The organism is Ralstonia sp. R-29 (genome assembly GCF_049913345.1).
Lineage (GTDB): Bacteria > Pseudomonadota > Gammaproteobacteria > Burkholderiales > Burkholderiaceae > Ralstonia.
In genome coordinates, this window is sequence record NZ_CP184377.1 from 333,744 (window position 1) to 351,733 (window position 17,990).

Genomic DNA, 17,990 nt, shown 5'->3' on the forward strand with positions numbered 1-17,990 from the left:
GGGCACGGTGCGCCGTTGGGGCGATGAGCGTTCGCAATCGGTTGCGCGCAGCCCCGATTGCGCTGCGCTCAGGGCCGCCAGTCGGTCAGTAGCTGGTGAATCGCCTCGGGCGACGGCAGGGTGGCAAGGCCTTCCCGCATTTCGCGGTCGGACAGTAGCTGGGCGATTTCTGAGAGGATTTCCAGATGCTGCTGCGTGGCCTGTTCTGGCACCAGCAGGAAGATCAGCAGCGAGACCGGCTTGCCGTCAGGCGACTCGAACGGCACAGGCTCAGACAGCCGCATGAATGCGGCCAACGGTTGCTTGAGCCCCTTGATGCGGCCGTGCGGAATGGCCACGCCGGCGCCCAGGCCCGTCGATCCAAGCGATTCGCGTGCGAACAGGTTGTCGGTGACAACGGCGCGCGCTACGCCATGGTTGTTCTCGAACAGCAGACCAGCCTGTTCAAATACCCGCTTCTTGCTGGTTACGCTGACGTCGAGGGTGATGTTCCCGGGCGGCAGCAGTTTGGCCAAGCGATTCATGTGTAATGCGTGAAATGAGCGGCGTCCTTCTGCACCAAATTGGCGCGCGGACAATCGGGTCATTATAGACCACGTGTCGCGCGGCTTTGTGCGGCGCACCAGTGGCGTGCCGCGCAGGGCAGAGAGGCGAATCCCCCAGGGCTGCAAATGGCCGCTGCCGACGTACTACGCCTGCGCATCGACCCTGTTTTTGCCGGCATCGCGCCGGAATCCGCGCCACGCCAAGCATTCATACTTTGGTCAGATTTTAGCCCGACTTAATTCCGATGCAATCGGAATCGTTAGGAATGCACCATGGCATAAAAAAACCGCGCCATCCGAGGGCGCGGTTTTTTGTGGTGCCGTTGCCTATTGCTGCATCTGCACGGCCTGGAAGGCCTCGTGCTTCACGCTGCTGCGGTCGTGGCTTTGCACGCGGTCCTTGTACTTGATGACCTGCCTGTCCAGCTTATCGACGAGTAGGTCGATCGCCGCATAAAGATCTTCATGGTGTGATTCTACGAAGACGTCCTTACCCTTGAGGTGCAGGTTGATTTCCGCGTACTGACGCCGATCCTTCTCCTTGTGGTTATCGACCGATAGCAATACGCTGACGCCAATCACCTGATCGAAGTGCCTGATCACACGCTCCAGTTTCGTTTCCACGTACTCACGCAACGCGGGCGTGATGTCCAGGTGGTGTCCACTGAGTTTGAAGTTCATAGCGGTTCTCCTTCTCACGGATGGGCCGCACCGGAACTGCCCGCGATGCGGCTATAAAGACTTACGCAGATTCACTGCAGGGATCTTCAGGGCTTCGCGGTACTTGGCCACCGTCCGACGGGCCACCACGAATCCTTGTTCGCCTAACAGCTCGGCAATTCTGCTATCGGACAGAGGATTCTTCGGGTCTTCGGCTCCTACAAGTTGCTTGATGAGCGCGCGTATCGCAGTGGATGACGCGGCCCCGCCGGTTTCCGTCGATACATGGCTGCCGAAGAAGTACTTCAGCTCAAACGTCCCCATCGGGGTGGCCATGTACTTGTTGGTCGTCACACGGGAGATCGTGGACTCGTGTAGACCCAGCGTATCAGCTATTTCCCGCAAAACCAAGGGGCGCATGGCGATTTCACCGTGCGTGAAAAAGCTCTTTTGACGTTCGACAATGGCTTGCGAGACGCGCAGGATGGTGTCGAAGCGCTGCTGAATATTCTTGATCAGCCAGCGCGCTTCCTGCAGCTTCTGCTGCAGATTGGCGGCCCCCGATTCGCCGCGGCTGCTGCGCAGAATCTGCGCATACATGTCGTTGATGCGCAGACGCGGCATGACGTCGGGGTTCAGTTGTGCCATCCAGCCGGCGCTGGTTTTGCGCACGACGACATCGGGCACCACGAAGTCGGCGTCGGCGCGACCAAATGCATGGCCCGGAAACGGCGTCAATGAACGAATGAGTTCATGTGCGGCCTTCAGTGCAGGCTCATCGACGCAGAGCGCTTTCTTTAGGCGCGTGTAGTCGCGCGCTGCGAGCAGTTCGAGATGCTGGTTGACGATGATGAGCGCGAGCGCCTTCGCCGGTGAGTCGAGCCGCTGTAGTTGCAGCGTCAGACATTCGGCGGCAGAGCGCGCGCCGATGCCGGGCGGATCAAAGCTCTGCAGCATGCGCAGCGCGGCTTGCAACTCGTCGAGTTCGACTTCGAGTTCTGCGGGGAGGTCGGTGAGGATCTCGTCGAGCGTGGCGGAGAGATAGCCTTCGTCGTCGAGCGATTCGATCAGGAAGATGACGAGGCCCTTGTCGCGCATCGACAGCTTGAGCGGCGCGAGTTGCTCCATGAGGAACTCGCGCATCGAGGGCTCGGCCTCGCGCAATTGCAGCGGGGCGCGGTCGTCTTCGTCAGATTGCGGTTTGCGGGCGAAATCGTCGAGGCTCCAATCGGAGCGGTCGGAGCCGTAGTCGCTGTCGAAGTCGGCGCTGCTGTCGTTGCTCTCGTAGCTGTTGTCGGTGCCGTTGCTGCTGTCGGCGCCGTTGGGTGACGGCGGCGGCGATTCGGTGGGCAGTGGGGTGGCGCTATTGCTCTGCAACGCGTTGACGGAGCCATCTGCGCCAATGCGCGCGGAGGTGTCGAGCCACTCGTTTTCCCGCTCCAGCAGCGGGTTTTCGGTCAGTGCCTGCTCAACTTCCTGCTGCAGTTCGATGGTCGACAACTGCAGCAGCCGGATGGACTGCTGCAACTGCGGCGTGAGCGCCAGGTGCTGAGAGAGACGGAGCTGGAGCGACTGTTTCATGCGGCCTATTCTATGCCCAACCGCCAGTCGATGGAACGGATTTTGCTTTAAGGTGCGCCCTTACCACGCCTGTCCGACCGTCCTTACGGCGTAGGCGTGCGGCGTGACTTACATCCGGAAGTTGTCGCCCAGATAGACCTTGCGCACATCCTCGTTTTCGATGATCTGCTCGGGTTGGCCGGCCGCCAGCACGGTGCCTTCGCTGATGATGTAGGCGTGATCACAGATGCCCAGCGTTTCGCGCACGTTGTGATCGGTGATCAGCACGCCGATGTTGCGGTCTTTCAGGAAGCTGACGATGCGCTGGATTTCGCCCACGGCGATCGGGTCCACGCCGGCAAACGGCTCATCGAGCAGGATGAAGCGCGGCGACGAAGCCAAAGCGCGGGCAATTTCCACGCGGCGGCGCTCGCCGCCCGAAAGCGAGAGTGCGGGGTTGTCGCGCAGGTGAGCAATCTGCAGATCGTCGAGCAGCGCGTCGAGACGGCGGTTGACTTCGGCGGGCGCGAGCTTCTTGCCGTCCTGCTCTTGCAACTCGAGCACGGCGCGGATGTTCTCCTGCACGTTGAGCTTGCGGAACACCGACGCTTCCTGCGGCAGGTACGACAGCCCCATGCGCGCGCGCTGGTGGATCGGCAGGCGGCTGATGTGCTGGCCGTCGAGCACGATGTCGCCGGCATCCAGCGCCACCAGACCGACGATCATGTAGAACGAGGTCGTCTTGCCCGCGCCGTTGGGGCCCAGCAGGCCGACCACCTCGCCGCTCTTTACGTCGAGCGACACGTCCTTCACCACCGTGCGCGTGCCGTAGCGCTTTTTCAGATGGCGAACGACCAGCGTGCTGGAGGTCGTGGCCTGCGGCGCAGCGGTTTTGGGGGCGAGGGTGGTGGCGGACATAGGCAAAGCGAAAAAGGCGGTACGGATCAGGGCTTGGACGCTGGCGTAGCCGGCGTGCTGGTGCGCGGCGCCAGGACAGCGCGCACGCGGCCCGACGGGTTGGCGGAGGTCGCGTTCTCGGCGCCGCCCGAGGCGGTGTAGAACTCCTTCTGGCCGTCGTACGTGATGACGGCGCCGCGGATCTCGTCGAGCTGCGTGGCGCCCTGCAGGCGTTCCATGCGGGCGCGGCTGATCAGCTTGGAGATTTCTTGCTTGCCGTCGTATTCGATGCGCTCGCCCCAGCCTTGGATGTACTCGTCGACGTTGTCGCGCTTCTGACGGATGAACGCCAGATTGCCGGGCTTGGAGGTGGCGACCGCGTAGTTGTAGCCCTCCGGATCGGTGCGCAGATCGGCGGCATCGGAGCGCAGCACCATCGTGCCCTTGGTGAGCACCACGTTGCCGGTCAGGTGATAGACCTGTTTCAGATCGTCGTAGCTGGCGTTGTCGGCTTCGAGCACGAGCGGCTTGTCGCGGTCGGCGCGTTCGGCGTGCGCGGGCAAGGCCGGAAGCAGCAGCGCAGCGACGATGGCGAGGCCGGCAGCACGGAGGGAATCAGTCATGGAGATCAAGTCAGAGAAGAGCGCGGTCGATGGGCGTTTTCAACTGTGGGGGTGAAGTCTACGGCTTCGGGCCCCCCAGCCCTTCGATCCGGCCGCGCACATTGCCCAGCAATTGTACTTGGCGCGTCACGTTGTTGAAGGTGAGGCCGTTGGCGTTCATGACGGACGGCCCGCGATGCAGCTCGACGGGTTTGTCGGTGCGCACGACGTCGTCGTTGAGCAGCACCTGGAAGTAGGTCGAGTCGGCCGTCATCAGTGGGTCCTGGCGGGCGTCGGGGCCTTGCGCGCGGATGACCTTGGCGTTGTTGTACAGGTCGATGATGGTGCCGTCGCCGTTCATCTTGCCGAGATCGGCGCGGGCGGTGACCTGCGGCCGATCGGGCGCATACACGCGCAGTGCGGGGAAGGTGACGTCGTAGGTCAGGTCGTCCTCATAGTGGTTCATGTGGACGCCGGTAAAGCGGTATTTGGTGGCGCCGGTCTCATCCAGCGCGGTGGCCGAGACACCGTCCATCGTGTAATCGGCGACGTGGCGTTTGGGCTGCGTGGCGGCTTCGTCGGTTTGCGGCGTGTTGACCTGCACGAGCAGGAACGTGACGCCGCAGACGATCGCCATCAGCAGGATCGGCAGCCCGCGCAGCATGATCTGCAGCACGGAGGAAACGAGGCGTTGGGAGCGGTCGTTGGCCATGTGATCAGAATGTTTGCGGGGCCTGCTGCAGCACTCGCGCGAGCAGGGCATCGTAGGCGCCTTGCGCCTTGAGGATCAGGTCGGCGACTTCGCGCACGGCGCCGCGTCCGCCGGTTGCCTGGGCGACGTAGTGGGCGCGGTTCCGCAGTTCCACGTGAGCCTGGGCGGGGCAGGCGGCAAAGCCCACCAGCGCCATCACCGGCAGGTCGGGCCAGTCGTCGCCCATGTAGCCGGTGTCTGCCGGTTGCAGTTCGGTGGCGGACAGCAAATGGGCAAAGGCCTCGCGCTTGTCGACGACACCTTGGTACAAGTGTTCGATGCCGAGTTCCCCAGCCCGCCAGGCCACGATTTCGGATTGCCGGCCGGTGATGATGGCCGATGTGATGCCGGCCTGCGCCAGCAGCTTGATGCCGTGGCCATCGAGCGTGTCGAAAGCCTTGCTGATCTCGCCTTCGGGGCCGACCAGCAGGCGGCCGTCGGTCAGCACGCCATCCACGTCGAACACCATCAGGCGCACGCGCGCGGCGCGTTCCATCGCCTGCGGAAAGCGTGCGTCGATGTTGCTGTGGACAGGATCAGCCGGGGTGGTCATCAGCGGCGTGGGCGGGTCAGATGACCTTCGCGCGCGTCAGGTCGTGGATGTGCAGCGCGCCCACCAAGAGGCCGGCGGCATCGACCACCAGCAGCTGATTGATGCGATGCGTTTCCATCACTTCGACGGCTTCTACGGCGAGCTGATCGGGGCCGATCGAACGCGGATTGCGGTGCATGACTTCATGCATCGGCACGGTGCGCCAGTCGCGCGGGGTTTCCAGCAGGCGGCGCAGGTCGCCGTCGGTGAACACGCCCACGGCGTGGCCTTGCGCGTCGACCACGGCGGTCATGGCCATGCCCTTGCGGGTGATTTCCATCAGCGCTTGCGACAGCGGCGTGTCTTCGTTCACGCGCGGGATGGCGTCACCGGCGCGCATGACGTCGCGTACGTGCGTCAGCAGCTTGCGGCCGAGGGATCCGCCCGGATGCGAGCGGGCAAAGTCTTCCGCGCCGAAGCCGCGCGCGTCCAGCACGGCCACGGCCAGTGCGTCGCCTAGGGCGATCTGCGCGGTGGTGCTGGCGGTGGGGGCGAGATTCAGCGGGCAGGCTTCGACGTCGACGTGCGAGTTGAGCACCACGTCGGCATGCTTGCCGAGCGAGGATTCCGGGTTGCCCGTCACGGCGATCAGCTTGGCGCCCAGCCGCTTGACCAGCGGCAGGATGGCGTTCAACTCCGACACCTCGCCGGAATTGGAGAAACCGATGAAGACGTCGTCGCGCGTGACCATGCCGAGGTCGCCATGGCTGGCTTCGGCGGGGTGCACGAAGAAGGCCGGCGTGCCGGTCGAAGCCAGCGTGGCGGCGATCTTGCGCGCGATATGGCCCGATTTGCCCATGCCGGACACGACCACGCGGCCGGTGCAGCCGAGCACCATTTCGACCGCACGTGCAAAGTCGGCGGACACCTGGGATTTGAGGCCGAGCACGGCTTGCGCTTCGATATCGAAGGTCTGCTGAGCCAGCGCCAGTGCTCGATCCGGATTGAAATTCGCTATCATGGCGGCGAAGTATAACAACGATTCACACTGGCCCTGGCCGCTTGCCGCGTGTCAGAGCTTGGCTTGCGGGGAGTCGCGGAGCGTGCGGGCGCTCCGTTTTGCTGCGCCGCGGCATTCAGCTTTCAAACCACTTTCCTTCCCGCCGCCACGCCGTCATTTTTTGACCTGCGGCGTCTCGCGTGTCACGTTCTTCATTTATACCCTGGCATCCGTCTTGCAGCGCCTGCGTGCTCGTTTGCGCACGCACCGTCCTGATGCGCGGGTGCTGTCCCTTTCTGTTCAACCCCTTTCGATTGGTTTTTCGCGTCGCATGCACTCGCCGCTGGAACTCACCCTCGTGTTGTTGGCCGCCGCCGTGATCGGCGTGGTGCTGTTCCGCATGCTGCAATTGCCGCCGATGCTGGCCTACCTGGTAGTGGGCGTGCTGATCGGGCCGAAAGCGACGGGCTTGGAGTCCGATTCCGCCCAGACGCGCTACCTGGCCGAGTTCGGGGTGGTGTTCCTGATGTTTTCGATCGGGCTGGAGTTCAACCTCTCCAAGCTTCGTTCGATGCGGCGGCTGGTGCTGGGGTTGGGCGCGTCGCAGGTGGTGCTGACCATGCTGCTGACGATTCCGGTGTCGCTGCTGCTGTCGCACTGGTATCCGCTGTCGTGGCAGGCGGGACTGGCGCTGGGCGGCGCGCTGGCCATGTCATCTACGGCCATCGTCTCGAAGATGCTGGCCGAACGTCTGCAACTGGAAACCGAGCACGGCCGCAACATCATCAGCGTGCTGCTGTTCCAGGATTTGGCGGTGGTGCTGCTGCTGATCGTGGTGCCATCGCTGGGCAAGAACCCGAGCGATCTGATGCTGGCGCTGTCAGTTGCGGCGCTGAAGATCACCATCGCGCTGGTGCTGATCCTGTTCCTTGGGCAGAAGCTGTTGTCGCGGTGGTTCCACCTGGTGGCGGCGCGGCGCTCGCAAGAGTTGTTCATGCTGAACCTGCTGCTGGTGACGCTGGGCATGGCGGCGCTGACCGAGCGGCTGGGCCTGTCGATGGCGCTGGGCGCGTTCCTGGCCGGTATGCTGGTGTCGGAAACGCCGTACAAGCTGCAGGTGGAAGAAGACATCAAGCCGTTCCGCGATGTGCTGCTCGGCCTCTTCTTCGTGACGGTGGGCATGCTGCTGGACCCCCGCGTGGTGGTCGATCATTGGGCACTGGTGCTGGCGCTGGTGGCCGGGCCCGTGCTGTTCAAGTTCGTGCTGATTGCGCTGCTGGCGCGCGCGTTTGGCTCGGGCGGTGGTGCGGCCATCCGTACTGCGTTGGGGCTGGCGCAGGCCGGCGAATTCGGCTTCGTGCTGCTCAACCAGATCGACGGGCTCCACCTGATCGACCCCCTGCTCGGCCAGGCGATTCTGGCGGCGATGCTGCTGTCGATGCTGCTGGCGCCGTTCCTGATCCAATACAGCGACGTGATCGCCATGCGGCTGTCGCGCACGGACTGGCTGATGCAATCCCTCGCGATGACGAAGATCGCCGCGCAGAGCATCGCTACCGAGCGTCACGTCATCATCTGCGGCTATGGGCGCAGCGGCCAGAACCTGGCGCACATGGTGGAGCAAGAGGGCATCGGCTATATGGCGCTGGACCTGGACCCCGACCGCGTGCGCGATGCCGCAGCCGCGGGCGAGCACGTGGTCTACGGCGATGCGGCGCGACGCGAGTCGCTGGTGGCGGCGGGTATCCACCGTGCGGCGGCGGTCGCCATTACCTATGCCGATACGGCGTCTGCGCTGAAGGTGCTGCACCACGTGCAGGCGCTGGAGCCGACGCTGCCCGTGATCGTGCGCACGATTGACGATGCGGACCTGGACCGCCTGCAGCAGGCCGGCGCCACCGAGGTCGTCCCGGAAATCATTGAAGGGAGCCTGATGCTGGCGTCGCACGCGCTGGTGCTGCTGGGCGTGCCGCTGCGCCGCGTGGTGCGCCGCGCACAGGAAATGCGCGACGCGCGCTACAGCCTGCTGCGCGGCTACTTCCACGGCCAGGATGACGAGGAAGACATGCTCGAGCGCGAGGCTGTGCGTCTGCACTCGGTGCCGCTGTCGGAGGGCTCGCCGGCCATCGGCCGCAAGCTGGGCACGATGGGGCTGGAAACGTTCAAGACCTCAGTCACCGCGATCCGTCGGCAAGGCATTCGCGCGATCGACCCGGAGCCGGACACGGTGCTGGAGCAGGGCGATATCGTCGTGCTGCGTGGCACGCCAGAAAGCTTGCAGATGGCGGAGGAACGGCTGTCGCCGCGTTGATGTCAGCGCTTATTTGACCAGCGCTTCGAGCAGCGGCCCGCGGGAGCGGCGCGGTGGCGGGGCGTCGGCCATGCCGGGCGGTAGGCCGTCGAGCACGGTGGCGGCATCGAGCGAGCGGATTGACACCCGTGTGTCAGCCGGAATCCGGCCATCCTGCTGCAGCATCAGGTAGCGCAGGCAGCAGACGCGCAGGAACGAGGCGAAGTTCGACACCTCGCCGCGCCGCTCGAGCAGCTCGTCGTAGAGCTTGCTGATGAGCTGGTTGACCGTCAGGCCGTCGCGCTGGCCGATTTCTTCAAGCACCTCCCAGAACAGGCACTCGAGTCGCACGCTGGTCGCCACGCCGTGCAGGCGTAGCGAACGCGCGAGGCTGTCGTACGAATGCGGGTTGGCGCGGATGAAGATTTCGCACATGGCCGGGCTCCGGAGGCGCCCGGCGTGCGGGCAACCGGATCAGTGTAGAACCCGCGTGCCCAGGACTTCAAGAAACTGTGCGAGCCAAGCCGGATGCGCTGGCCAGGCGGGCGCCGTGACGAGCTTGCCATCGGTGTGGGCCTGGTCGACGGGAATGTCCTGGAACTTGCCACCGGCCGCCGTGACTTCCGGGCCACACGCCGGGTATGCCGAGCAAGCCTTGCCTTCCAGCACGCCCGCGGCCGAGAGCAGCTGCGCGCCATGACAAATCGCTGCGATGGGCTTGTCTGCCTGGGCGAAATGCCGCACGACGTCGAGCACGCGGGCGTTCAGCCGCAAGTATTCGGGCGCGCGGCCGCCGGGCACGACAAGTGCGTCATAGGCGGCTGGGTCGACGTCGGCAAAGCTGGCGTTGACGGTGAAGCGGTGGCCGGGCTTTTCGGAGTAGGTTTGCGCGCCCTCGAAATCGTGGACAGCGGTAGCAACCGAATCACCGGCTTTCTTGTCTGGGCAGACGGCGTGCACCGTGTGGCCGACCATCTGCAGCGCCTGGAAGGGGACCATGACTTCGTAGTCCTCCACATAGTCGCCTACCAGCATCAGAATTTTCTTAGCCATCGCCGTGTCTCCTGTATGGTTGCAATCCGAGGTAACAACCGGCCCATTGTGGTGCGGTGCCCATTGGCCCGGGTGGTAGCCCATTACCGCAGACTACGTTTTCCCCGTTTTTTCGTTCTTGCCATGAGCCAAGTCCCGCACAACCAGGCGGCGTTGCTGACGCCGTCGTCCGTTCCCGCTTCAACCGAACTGGGCGATGTGTCGCGCTATTTGCGTGACCGTATCCGCACGGTGCCGGACTGGCCACAGGCGGGCGTCATGTTCCGCGACATCACGCCGCTGCTGCAGGACCCGAAGAGCCTGCGCGTGCTGGTGGACGTGTTCGTCCATCGCTATATGGGGCAGGGGCTGAACCTGGTGGCGGGCATCGACGCGCGCGGGTTCATCCTTGGCTCGATCGTGGCGTATGAGCTGAACCTGGGCTTCGTGCCGATCCGCAAGAAGGGCAAGCTGCCGTTCAACACGGTGGCCGAGGAGTACATGCTCGAGTACGGGAGCGCCACGGTGGAGATCCATGCCGATGCCTGCAAGCCCGGCGACCGCGTCCTGCTGATCGACGACCTGATCGCCACCGGCGGCACCATGATGGCCGGCAAGCGCTTGCTCGAACGCCTGGGCGCGACGGTGGTGGAGGGCGCGGCGATTGTCGATCTGCCTGAACTGGGCGGCTCGCAGTTGCTGATCGAAGGCGGGCTGCCGTTGTTCACGGTGTGCCGTTTCGACGGCCACTGATCTGTCCCAAGCGATGCTGCCGTCGCATACGTTCATGTGACAAAAGTATGACGACGTGTTGCTGGGCGCGGTAGCATGGTTTCTTCTCCCTTTCTGCATTTTTTCTTGCGCCGCCAGGAGGCCGTCGATGCCCCATGTGTTGCTGTTCCTGCTCACCTCCATCGCCATCACGGTGATGCCGGGGCCTGACAACCTGCAGGTGATTGCGCGCGGCGCGAGCCAGGGCCGCAAGGCTGGCTTGGCGGCGGCGGCCGGGTTTGCATCGGGTTGCCTGTTCCATACAACGTTTGCGGCACTGGGGCTGGCGGCGGTGTTGCAGTCGTCGCCCATGGCGTTTCAGGCCATCCGCTGGCTGGGCGCGGCCTATCTGATCTGGCTTGGCATCCAGGCGCTGCGCAGCAAAGGCGGCGTGGGCCTGAAGCAGGCGGATGCTCAGGCGGCGCCAGACCTGTGGCAGGTGTTTCGCCAGAGCGTCTTCGCCAATCTGCTCAACCCGAAGGTGACGCTGTTCTTCGTGGTGTTCCTGCCGCAGTTCGTGGATGCGCAAGCCGGTCATGCGGCGTTGCAGATGCTGCTGCTGGGTGGCATCTTCATGGCGCAGACCGTTGTGGTGTTCAGCCTGTACGGTTGGTGTGCGGCGGCGCTGGGCGGTTGGATGCGCCGCACGCCACGGGCATCGCTGTGGCTGGATCGCGTGAGCGGTTGCATCTTTATCGGGCTGGGCTTGCGCGTGGCGCTGACTAAGTAATAAGCAATAGGCGCCTCAGGAATCGATGATTACGCTGCTCAAACTCCTCTCCGGTGTTGCCCTGCTGGTGTGGGGCACCCAGACCGTCAAGGTCGGCATGCTGCGCTTGTATGGCGCGGACTTGCGCCGCCTGCTGTCGCGCAGCGTGTCAAACCGGTTTTCCGCGCTGCTGGCCGGTATTGGCGTGACGTGCCTGGTGCAGAGCAGTAACGCCACGGCCACCATCGTGGGGGCGTTCGTTGCGCAGGGGCTGATGGGCGTGTCGTCGGCGCTGGCGATCCTGCTGGGCGCCAACGTCGGCACGGCCATCATGGCGCAGGTGTTTGCGCTGGATCTGTCCTGGCTGTCGCCGCTGCTGATCTTCTTTGGCGTGATCCTGCACCTGTCGCGCAAGGGCAGCCCGGTCGGGCATTTCGGGCGCGTGCTGATCGGTCTGGGGCTGATCATGATGGCGCTGGAGCTGATCTCGGTGGCCTCCAGCCCGATGGTCGAGGCGAATGCGCTGCGCGTGCTGCTCGGTTCCATCTCGTCGGACACCGGGCTGAATATGCTGATCGGCGCGGTGCTCACGCTGCTGTGCTATTCGAGCCTGGCGGTGGTGCTGTTTTGCGCGACGCTGGCGACATCCGCTGCCGTGTCTGTGAAGGTGGCGTTTGCGATTGTGCTGGGCGCGAACATCGGTAGTGCCGTCGCCGCGCTGGCGACCACGCCGTCATCGAGTCAGGCCGCACGCCGGGCAACCTTGGGCAACCTGCTCTCGCGCATGTTGGGCGCGGCACTGGTGCTGCCGTTCCTGGACAAGCTGGCCGAACTGGCGCCGCACGCGGGCGTGGCGCTGCAGCACGTGGTGGTGGCGTTCCATGTGCTGTTCAACGTGGCATTGGCGGCGTTGCTGATCGGTTTGACCGAGTCGATGGCGAAGCTGTGCGCGCGCATTCTGCCGGGTGGCGCGCATATCGATGATCTGGTCGCGCCGCGCTATCTGGACCCGTCCGCGCTGGCCACGCCCACCCTTGCGCTGGGCAATGCGTCGCGCGAGGTACTGCGCATTGGCGATCGCGTCGAACACATGCTCGACAACACCCTGCGTGTGCTCAAGACCAACGACGTGCGCCTGCTACAGACCACCCGCGCGATCGACGACGAGGTCGATGCGCTGTACACCGCGATCAAGCTCTATCTCACGCAGCTCAGCCACGAAGCGCTGGATGCGCGCGAGGGCAAGCGCTGGGCCGACATCATCTCGCTCACGATCAACCTGGAGCATGCCGGCGACATTCTCGACCGCCTGCTGCAGGACGTGCGCGAGAAGAAGATCGCGCACAAGCTGGCGTTTTCCGAGGCCGGCATGCAGGAACTGGAAGACATGCACGCGCGGTTGGTCATCAACCTCAAGCTGGCGCTGTCGGTCTTCCTGACCGGCGACCTGCGCAGCGCGCAGAAGCTGATGCTGGAAAAGGCGCACTTCCGCGATCTGGAGAAGCGGTATTCGCGCAGCCACCTCACGCGCGTGTCGGCGCAGACGGCGGAGAGCATCGAAACCAGCTCCCTGCATCTGGACATCATCAGCGATTTCAAACGGTTGAATTCGCTGTTCTGTGCGGCGGCGTATCCGGTGCTGGATGAGGCGGGGGCGTTGAATCGCAGCCGGATGAAGGACGCCGACGAGGTGGCGTCGGAAACGGAAGCGGCGCCGATCAGCCATTAAAAAAGCGCAGCTGAAGCTGCGCTCTTCTTTGCGCGATCGTCGCGCTTATTTCCGCTTGAGCAGCGGCGCCAGGTACTTCCCCGTAAAGCTCGCCTTGCTCTTCGCCACATCCTCCGGCGTGCCCTTGGCGATGATCTGCCCACCGCCCGCGCCGCCTTCCGGCCCGAGGTCGATCAACCAGTCTGCCGTTTTGATCACGTCGAGGTTGTGCTCGATGATCACGATCGTATTGCCGTGGTCGCGCAGCTTGTAGATGACTTTGAGCAGCAGCTCGATGTCGTGGAAGTGCAGACCGGTGGTCGGCTCATCCAGGATGTAGAGCGTGCGGCCGGTGTCGCGCTTCGATAGCTCCAGCGATAGCTTCACGCGCTGCGCCTCACCGCCCGACAGCGTGGTCGCCGATTGCCCCAGGCGGATGTAGCCCAGGCCCACGTCCAGCAGCGTCTGCAGCTTGCGGCGCACCACCGGCACGGGCGCGAAGAACTCGTGCGCCTGCTCGACCGTCATCTCCAGCACTTCGGTGATGTTCTTGCCCTTGTAGAGCACCTCCAGCGTTTCGCGGTTGTAGCGCTTGCCGTGGCACACGTCGCAGGGCACGTACACGTCGGGCAGGAAGTGCATCTCGACCTTGAGCACGCCGTCGCCCTGGCAGGCCTCGCAGCGGCCACCCTTGACGTTGAACGAGAAGCGGCCCGGGTCGTAGCCTCGCTCCTTGGCCGACGGCACACCGGCAAACAGCTCGCGGATCGGCGTAAACAGGCCCGTGTACGTGGCCGGATTCGAGCGCGGCGTGCGGCCGATCGGCGACTGATCGACGTTGATGACTTTGTCGAAATGCTCCAGCCCATCAATGCGGTCGTGCGGCGTGGGCTCCGGCGTGGAGCCATACAGATGGCGCGCCACCGCGTGGTACAGCGTGTCGTTGATCAGCGTCGACTTGCCCGAGCCCGATACGCCCGTAATGCACGTCAGCAGCCCGATGGGGATCTCCGCCGACACGTTTTTCAGGTTGTTGCCCGTGGCGTTGAGGATGCGCAGCCAGCGTTCATCGTCGGGGGCGGTGCGTTTGGCGGGCACCTCGATGCGGCGCTTGCCCGAGAGGTAATCGCCCGTCAGCGACGCAGGCGATTGTTCGATCTGCTGGGGCGTGCCCTCGGCAATGATCTGGCCGCCGTGCACACCGGCGCCGGGGCCGATGTCGACCACGTAATCCGACGCGCGGATCATGTCTTCATCGTGCTCCACCACCAGCACCGAGTTGCCGAGGTCGCGCAGGTGCTTGAGCGTGCCGATCAGCCGATCGTTGTCGCGCTGGTGCAGGCCGATCGACGGCTCGTCGAGCACGTACATCACGCCGGTCAGGCCCGAGCCGATCTGCGAAGCCAATCGAATGCGCTGCGCCTCGCCGCCCGAAAGCGTATCGGCACTGCGCTCCAACGACAGGTAATCCAGCCCGACGTTGTTCAGGAAGTTCAGGCGCGCGCTGATCTCCTTGACGATCTTGTCGGCGATCTCGCGCTTGGCGCCGTGCATGTTCAGCGTCAGGAAATACGTGAGCGCATCGCGCAGCGGCCAGCCGTTGATCTCGTAAATGCCGCGTGCCTGCTCGGCCTCGCCGATCTTGACGAAGCGCGCCTCGCGGCGCAGGCGGGTGCCGTGGCACTCAGGGCAGGGCTGGTTGTTCTGGTACTTGGCCAGCTCTTCGCGCACGGCGATGGAGTCGGTCTCTTTGTAGCGCCGTTCCAGGTTGGGGATGATCCCCTCGAACGCGTGCTCGCGCACGGTGGTTCGACCTTTTTCGTTGATGTACGTGAACGGAATCTGCTGCTTGCCCGAGCCGTGCAGCACGATCTGTTGGATTTCGGCCGACAGCTCTTCAAAGGCGACATCGATGTCGACGTCGTAGAACGCTGCCAGGCTCTGCAGCATCTGGAAGTAGAACTGGTTGCGGCGGTCCCACCCCTTGATGGCACCCGAGGCCAGCGACAGATTCGGGAAGGCCACCACGCGCTTCGGATCGAAGAAGGTGATCTGGCCCAGGCCGTCGCAATGCGGGCAGGCGCCCATCGGATTGTTGAACGAGAACAGCCGCGGCTCCAGCTCCTGCAGCGAGTACGAGCAGATCGGGCAGGCGAACTTGGAGCTGAAGCCGTGTTCCTTGCCCGTGTCCATTTCCAGCGCGATGGCACGGCCGTCGGCCAGGCGCAGCGCAGTTTCGAACGATTCGGCCAGGCGTTGCTTGAGTTCCGGGTTGACCTTCACGCGGTCGACCACGACTTCAATGCTGTGCTTGTCGTTCTTCTTCAGCGTGGGCAGGTTGTCGACTTCGTAGACCTTGGCTTCGGCCTCGTGCGCGGTGCCGCCGCCCGAGCGGATGCGAAAGCGCACGAAACCCTGCGCCTGCATTGCTTCAAACAGGTCGACGTGTTCGCCCTTGCGGTTGGCCACCACGGGCGCCAGGATCATCAACTTGGTATCGGCCGGCAGCGCCAGCACGGCATCGACCATCTGCGACACGCTTTGCGCTTCCAGCGGCTGGCCGTGGTCGGGGCAGTAGGGCGTGCCGGCGCGGGCGTACAGCAGACGCAGGTAGTCGTGGATCTCGGTGACGGTGCCGACGGTGGAGCGTGGGTTGTGGCTCGTTGCCTTCTGTTCGATGGAGATGGCCGGCGATAGACCTTCGATCAGGTCCACGTCGGGCTTTTCCATCAGTTGCAAGAACTGGCGGGCATAGGCCGAGAGGGACTCCACATAGCGCCGCTGCCCCTCCGCATACAGCGTATCGAACGCGAGCGACGACTTGCCCGACCCCGAGAGCCCGGTGATCACGACCAGCTGATTGCGCGGCAGATCGAGGTTGATGTTCTTCAGGTTGTGGGTACGGGCCCCACGAATCTTGATTTCGTCCATGTGCGGCTTTCGCCTCGCGAGCCGCCTGCCAAGCTGGGTGCGGCAATGGGCGGAGGGGGGTGAAAAAGGGTAAGCCTGCTAATATACCGAACTTCGGTTTTGCGGGTAGCTGCCCTCACATGGGGCAACCCGCCAAGCTGTTCAAGTGTCCTTTCCGCCGCATGGTTGCGGCGGTTTTCGCACCCTGTTTTCGACTCCCCACCCATGACTTCCGCTTCCGGCCGCATGACCGGCCTTGAGCTGCGCGCGGCCGCTTCACTGGCCGGCATCTTCGCGCTGCGCATGTTGGGTTTGTTCATGATCATGCCGGTCTTCGCGGTGTTCGCGAAAACGCTGCCCGACGGCAACAACACCCAGCTCGTCGCCTTTGCCATCGGCGTATATGGCCTGACCCAGGCGGTGCTCTACATCCCCTACGGTTGGCTATCGGACCGTTTCGGGCGCAAGCCTGTCATCGTGGCGGGGCTGGTGATCTTTGCGGTGGGCAGCCTAGTGGCGGCGTTTTCGCATAGCGTGGCGGGCATTGCCGTCGGGCGCGCCATCCAGGGCGCTGGGGCGATCTCCTCCGCCGTCATCGCGTTCGTGGCCGACCTCACGCGTGAAGAACATCGCACCAAGGCCATGGCCATGATCGGCGGCAGCATCGGCGTGTCGTTTGCCGTGGCCATCGTTAGCGCGCCGGTCATCTTTCGCTGGGTCGGCATGCCGGGCATGTTCCTGGCGATTGGCGTATTGGCCGTGGCCGCCATCGGCGTGGTGCTGTGGGTGGTGCCCAATGCGCCGCGCCCGCCCGAACACGTGAAAGCCCCGTTCCGCGAAGTCCTGCGTAACCCGGAATTGCTACGCCTGAACTTTGGCGTGTTTGCGCTGCATGCCACGCAGACGGCGCTGTTCGTCGTGCTGCCGCACATGCTGGAAGCCGCCGGCCTGCCCGTCGATTCGCATTGGAAGATCTACCTGCCGGTGATGGGCGTGTCGTTCGTGCTGATGGTGCCGGCCATCATTGCTGCGGAAAAGCGCGGCAAGATGAAGGCGGTACTACTGTCGGCTGTGGCGCTGGTGATGGTGGCGCAACTGGCGCTGGGCGAAGCGCATCCGACCCTGGCCGCGCTGGCAATCGCGTTGCTGGTGTACTTCCTGGGCTTCAACGTGCTGGAGGCCTCGCAGCCGTCGCTGGTGTCGAAATACGCGCCGGGCGTGCGCAAGGGCGCAGCCATGGGCGTGTACAACACCACGCAGGCGCTGGGGCTGTTTGCAGGCGGTGCCGGCGGCGGCTGGATTTTGCTGCACGCGGGGCAGAGCGCCGTGTTCTTCACATGCGCCGGGCTGGCCTTGGCTTGGCTTATAATCGCGAGCCCCATGCGGATGCCGGCATTGCGCCGACACTAAACCGGGCCTACGGCGGCATCACTCAACCTACCTTCGGAAACTCATCATGGCGTCCGTCAACAAAGTCATCATCGTCGGCAATCTCGGCGCCGATCCTGAAACGCGTTACATGCCCAGCGGCGACGCAGTCACGAACATCCGCGTGGCAACCACCGACCGCTACAAGGACAAGGCCAGCGGCGAAATGCGTGAAGCCACCGAGTGGCACCGCATCGCCTTCTTCGGCCGCTTGGCAGAAATTGCCGGCGAATACCTGAAGAAGGGTTCGTCGGTCTACATCGAGGGCAAGCTAAAGACCCGTCAATGGGAAAAGGACGGCCAGAAGCAATACAGCACCGAAATCGTCGCAGACCAAATGCAGATGCTCGGCGGCCGCGGCGGTGAGGGCGGTGGTGGTGGCCAAGGTGGCGGTGGTGGCTACTCGCGCGGCGGCGAAGGTGGCGGCGCTGGTGGTTACGGTGGCGGCCGCGCCCAAGGTCAAAGCCAAGGCGGTGGTTACTCGCGTGGCGGCGAAGGTGGCGGCAGCCAGAGTGGCAATCAAGGTGGTGCACGCCGTCAAGCCGCACCGTCGAATGGGTTTGAGGATATGGACGACGATATTCCGTTCTAGGCG

Annotated in this window: 17 protein-coding genes; 6 read left to right on the forward strand and 11 right to left on the reverse strand. The window is 64.2% G+C overall.

The window, feature by feature from the left end; genetic code table 11:
* Positions 1-68: 68 nt before the first annotated feature.
* From ptsN to ACN9M1_RS01665, 8 genes are all read right to left on the reverse strand, one after another.
* Positions 69-524 (reverse strand): PTS IIA-like nitrogen regulatory protein PtsN, encoded by a 456-nt coding sequence (ptsN, locus tag ACN9M1_RS01630; RefSeq protein WP_426396830.1) that lies wholly within the window; start codon positions 522-524, stop codon positions 69-71.
* A 348-nt stretch (positions 525-872) separates the two neighbouring features.
* Complete coding sequence (hpf, locus tag ACN9M1_RS01635; RefSeq protein WP_426396832.1) at positions 873-1,226, reverse strand: ribosome hibernation-promoting factor, HPF/YfiA family; 354 nt, start codon at positions 1,224-1,226, stop codon at positions 873-875.
* 51 nt (positions 1,227-1,277) lie between these two features.
* Positions 1,278-2,786: an RNA polymerase factor sigma-54 gene (locus ACN9M1_RS01640; RefSeq protein WP_426396834.1), complete on the reverse strand. Its 1,509-nt coding sequence runs from the start codon at positions 2,784-2,786 to the stop codon at positions 1,278-1,280.
* 108 nt (positions 2,787-2,894) lie between these two features.
* Positions 2,895-3,683, reverse strand: a complete 789-nt coding sequence (gene lptB / locus ACN9M1_RS01645) for an LPS export ABC transporter ATP-binding protein (RefSeq protein WP_426396836.1) — start codon at positions 3,681-3,683, stop codon at positions 2,895-2,897.
* Between the two features lie 26 nt (positions 3,684-3,709).
* A complete protein-coding gene (lptA, locus tag ACN9M1_RS01650; protein WP_426396838.1) occupies positions 3,710-4,285 on the reverse strand; it encodes a lipopolysaccharide transport periplasmic protein LptA in 576 nt (191 codons plus the stop codon).
* Positions 4,286-4,343: 58 nt separating this feature from the next.
* The gene (gene lptC, locus ACN9M1_RS01655; RefSeq protein ID WP_426396839.1) at positions 4,344-4,976 is read right to left on the reverse strand and encodes an LPS export ABC transporter periplasmic protein LptC; all 633 of its coding nucleotides are present in this window, start codon (positions 4,974-4,976) and stop codon (positions 4,344-4,346) included.
* Between the two features lie 4 nt (positions 4,977-4,980).
* Entirely contained in the window at positions 4,981-5,568 is a 588-nt protein-coding gene (locus ACN9M1_RS01660) for a KdsC family phosphatase (protein ID WP_426396841.1), read from the reverse strand.
* A 16-nt stretch (positions 5,569-5,584) separates the two neighbouring features.
* Positions 5,585-6,568 carry a KpsF/GutQ family sugar-phosphate isomerase gene (locus ACN9M1_RS01665; RefSeq protein WP_426396843.1) on the reverse strand — a complete coding sequence of 328 codons (984 nt, stop codon included), beginning with the start codon at positions 6,566-6,568 and terminating at the stop codon, positions 5,585-5,587.
* A 310-nt stretch (positions 6,569-6,878) separates the two neighbouring features.
* Here ACN9M1_RS01665 and ACN9M1_RS01670 point away from each other — a divergent pair, with 310 nt between their 5' ends.
* Positions 6,879-8,858 (forward strand): cation:proton antiporter, encoded by a 1,980-nt coding sequence (locus ACN9M1_RS01670; RefSeq protein WP_426396844.1) that lies wholly within the window; start codon positions 6,879-6,881, stop codon positions 8,856-8,858.
* A 9-nt stretch (positions 8,859-8,867) separates the two neighbouring features.
* Here the strand turns inward: ACN9M1_RS01670 and ACN9M1_RS01675 are convergent, their stop codons facing one another.
* Entirely contained in the window at positions 8,868-9,272 is a 405-nt protein-coding gene (locus tag ACN9M1_RS01675; protein WP_426396846.1) for a ribbon-helix-helix domain-containing protein, read from the reverse strand.
* 39 nt (positions 9,273-9,311) lie between these two features.
* Entirely contained in the window at positions 9,312-9,890 is a 579-nt protein-coding gene (locus ACN9M1_RS01680; RefSeq protein ID WP_426396848.1) for a DJ-1/PfpI family protein, read from the reverse strand.
* 123 nt (positions 9,891-10,013) lie between these two features.
* Between ACN9M1_RS01680 and ACN9M1_RS01685 the strand changes: the two genes are divergently transcribed.
* The 3 genes from ACN9M1_RS01685 to ACN9M1_RS01695 all read left to right on the forward strand — a co-directional run bounded on the left by ACN9M1_RS01685 (position 10,014) and on the right by ACN9M1_RS01695 (position 13,078).
* Entirely contained in the window at positions 10,014-10,622 is a 609-nt protein-coding gene (locus ACN9M1_RS01685; RefSeq protein ID WP_426396849.1) for an adenine phosphoribosyltransferase, read from the forward strand.
* Between the two features lie 127 nt (positions 10,623-10,749).
* Positions 10,750-11,370 (forward strand): LysE family translocator, encoded by a 621-nt coding sequence (locus tag ACN9M1_RS01690; protein WP_426396851.1) that lies wholly within the window; start codon positions 10,750-10,752, stop codon positions 11,368-11,370.
* A 25-nt stretch (positions 11,371-11,395) separates the two neighbouring features.
* Positions 11,396-13,078 carry a Na/Pi cotransporter family protein gene (locus ACN9M1_RS01695; RefSeq protein ID WP_426396852.1) on the forward strand — a complete coding sequence of 561 codons (1,683 nt, stop codon included), beginning with the start codon at positions 11,396-11,398 and terminating at the stop codon, positions 13,076-13,078.
* Positions 13,079-13,123: 45 nt separating this feature from the next.
* On the opposite strand, the gene uvrA is transcribed toward ACN9M1_RS01695, so the two are convergent.
* Positions 13,124-15,988: an excinuclease ABC subunit UvrA gene (gene uvrA, locus ACN9M1_RS01700; RefSeq protein ID WP_426396854.1), complete on the reverse strand. Its 2,865-nt coding sequence runs from the start codon at positions 15,986-15,988 to the stop codon at positions 13,124-13,126.
* A gap of 225 nt (positions 15,989-16,213) precedes the next feature.
* Here uvrA and ACN9M1_RS01705 point away from each other — a divergent pair, with 225 nt between their 5' ends.
* On the forward strand, positions 16,214-17,377 hold the full coding sequence (locus ACN9M1_RS01705; protein WP_426398908.1) for an MFS transporter: 1,164 nt from the start codon (positions 16,214-16,216) through the stop codon (positions 17,375-17,377).
* Positions 17,378-17,423: 46 nt separating this feature from the next.
* Positions 17,424-17,987: a single-stranded DNA-binding protein gene (locus tag ACN9M1_RS01710; RefSeq protein ID WP_426396856.1), complete on the forward strand. Its 564-nt coding sequence runs from the start codon at positions 17,424-17,426 to the stop codon at positions 17,985-17,987.
* Positions 17,988-17,990 lie beyond the last annotated feature (3 nt).